Origin of the sequence: Micromonospora sp. NPDC049089 (assembly GCF_040648775.1) — a bacterium.
Lineage (GTDB): Bacteria > Actinomycetota > Actinomycetes > Mycobacteriales > Micromonosporaceae > Micromonospora.
In genome coordinates this window covers 1-2,029 of sequence record NZ_JBEZEH010000383.1, presented here as the reverse complement: position 1 = coordinate 2,029, position 2,029 = coordinate 1, and the positions used below count along the sequence as shown (strand labels likewise).

General features: G+C 70.9%; 1 protein-coding gene and 1 pseudogene. One reads left to right on the top strand and one right to left on the bottom strand.

The window, feature by feature from the left end:
* A partial coding sequence (locus AB0B48_RS32935) for a triose-phosphate isomerase (RefSeq protein WP_357208515.1) occupies nt 1-127 on the top strand: 127 nt, incomplete at its 5' end.
* On the opposite strand, the pseudogene AB0B48_RS32930 reads toward AB0B48_RS32935, so the two are convergent.
* Nucleotides 73-1,812, bottom strand: a pseudogene (locus tag AB0B48_RS32930) (CDP-glycerol glycerophosphotransferase family protein); the annotation flags it as partial. The gene AB0B48_RS32935 and the pseudogene AB0B48_RS32930 sit on opposite strands and share 55 nt — an antisense overlap.
* Nucleotides 1,813-2,029: the final 217 nt, after the last annotated feature.

Genomic DNA, 2,029 nt, shown 5'->3' with positions numbered 1-2,029 from the left:
GTCGGTCAAGGCGTCCAACGTCGCCTCGATCATGGCCCAACCGGACGTGGACGGGGGCCTGGTGGGGGGCGCCAGCTCCTGCTGGAAGCGGTCCATCGGGTTCGCCTCGGCCGGGCCGAGCAGGTAGGTCTTCAGCTCCCGGCGGGCCTCGGTCATCGGGTCGTCACCGGCCCGGGTGACCGACACGATCTTCTCCAGCTCGCCGCAGTCCTTGGAGAGCAGGTACGCGGCCCGCGCCGTCGGGTACTCGCGGCGGAAGTCGTCCTCGGACAGGCCGGCCGGGTTGGCCACCACGTACGGCCGCTGGCTCTGCACGAAGTCGGACACCACACTGGACACGTCGCTGATCAGCAGGTCGGTCTGGTTGAAGCAGTCGAACAACGCCGGCGTGCGGCCGGTGACCACCAGGTGCTCGGTGCCGTCCAGGGAGGACGCGTCCGGGTTGCCGCCGGCCGTGCGGATCGCCGTGACGATCCGCTCGTGCACGGCCTTCGCCGCCTTGGACCGCGACCCGGTGAGCGGGTGCGGCTTGTAGATCAGGCGGACCCGGGGGTTCGTGGCGAGCAGCCCCTTGACGATCCGCTCACCCATCAGCACCAGTGAGGTGTGGTACGGGTCGTCGTCGAGCCACCCCTCCCAGGTGGGCGCGTAGAGCACTGTGAACGGCCGGTCCACCGACTCGGCGCCGAAGGTGTGCACCCCGGCGAGCTGCGGCCGGCCGATCTCGACGATGTCCGAGTCGAGCACCCCCACGCCGGCCCGCGCGTAGCGCTCCCGGCCGGCCAGGCCGGCGACCCAGACCTCGTCGTACACCTTGCTGTAGGGGTTGACGCTGGCCTGCTTGTCGCTGTCGCCGTGCCCGACGAAGACGTGCTTCGTACCCGGCTCGCGGAGCATGTGGATGTTCGCGCCGACGTTCGCGGCGTAGAGCGCCGCGCGGATGCCGCCGAGGTCGAGGTTCATGAAGTCGACGCCGGCCGGTACGCAGATCACCGGCAGCCGGGTGTCGGCCAGCTCGAGGAACGCTTCCCGGCTGCGCATCAGCACCACCGCGCGCTGCTGGAGCGCCTCGGTCGGGGCGAGCCACATGTTCGCCTGGTAGACGTCCTTGGCGGGGCCGGCGAAGTAGAGCGCCACCTCCGGCTTGTAGTTGTCCATCCAGCGCTGGACCGCCGGCAGCAACGGACCCTGCCCGCTGCCCCGACCCCGCAGCCAGGTCAGCGCGATGATGGCGCCCACCAGACCCGTCGCCACGACCGCCACCGCGCCGGCCGCGAAGAACGGCGTGGGATCGTGCTGCACCGCGGCGGCCACGCCGGCCGGCACCAGCAGCAGGTTGAGCAGGGGCATCCGGTCACCGGCGACCGCCGCCGCCCAGGCGGGCGGCTGGGGGGCGCTGGACAGTGGACCCAGCTCGATGTTGCGCACCATGGCGGAGAGCGGGTTACGCCGCTCGATCATGGTGGAGAGCGCACCCGCGAAGACCGACACGACCCACACCGCGGCCGGCAGCACCAGCAGAAGGGTCAGCTCGCCGCCGCTGAGCCGCACCTCGGCGACGACCAGCAACACGGCGGCGAGGTCGCGGGTCAGCTGCCGGTACGACCAGTGCAGGCCCACCTTCTCCAACAGCAGTTGCGAGGGCGGTGACCAGCGGGCGACGGCGAACTCGCCGATGATGGCGGCCAATCCGGCGACGGCGAACAGGCCGATCCAACCGAATACGCCACCGACGAGCATGACCAGGTAGGCCAGTACCAGTAGCGCACTCTGGGCGGCCACCCCGAGGCGTGCTGTCAACGTGCCGAACAAACGAGTTCGCTCCCTACGAGATTTCGTTGCGGGCGGTGCCCGTGATGGACCGACGTCACTCCCCCGTCGCGCAGCGGCTCAGTCGCGGCCGGCTGCGTGTGACTGCGACCTTAACGCGAGGGGACAGCTCGGTGTCGCTCGGGTATCCGGCACCATTTCGGGCAAAGTTCCGCACCGGGGCGCGCCCGACCCCCTGACGGGGTCGGGCGCTCGGCGC